The 491-nt window shown below is 60.1% G+C and carries 1 protein-coding gene; it reads right to left on the bottom strand.

Going from position 1 to position 491, the window contains the following annotated elements:
• Positions 1–38: 38 nt before the first annotated feature.
• Positions 39–491, bottom strand: a 453-nt coding sequence (locus tag ACEWQ0_RS02575; protein WP_476484391.1) for a transposase, incomplete at its 5' end; no start/stop codon positions are given.

The following is a 491-nucleotide window of genomic DNA, read 5'->3' as shown; positions in this document are numbered from 1 at the left end:
GGAGTTACTGTCAAGTCTGGTGTATGACCACTGGCTCATCAAGCGGCGTCCCTGCTGATTTTGCGTTCATCTATTCCGTCGATGAACTTCACGCCGGCAACGACATCGGCCAGTTGCCGGAAGCCCCGCAGTCTGCGCCAGCGTTTCTGCGCGCTCATGGCCAGTTGATGCATCAAGGCCACGCCGCTTTCGGCGCTGTAGCAATTTCGGGTCTTGGCCGTTCGGAGTCGAATGGTCGCAAAGGTCGACTCGATCGGATTGGTTGTCCTCAGGTGCTGCCAGTGGGCGGCCGGGAAGTCGTAGAAGGCCAGCAGGCGGTCACGGTCTGAAGCGAGATTGTCGGCCGCCTTGGGGTACTTGTCGCCGAAGGTTGCCAAGAAGCGCTCGAAGGCTTTCTCAGCCGTTCCCCGGCTATCGGCCTGCCAGATCTCATGGATCATCGACTTGGCCTGGGGCTGGACCCGCTTGGGCAGTTTGTCGAGGACATTGGC

This window comes from Wenzhouxiangella sp. YN9 (genome assembly GCF_056324165.1).
Note: the sequence above shows the minus strand (reverse complement) of the source record. Positions and strands in the feature narration are given on the sequence as shown.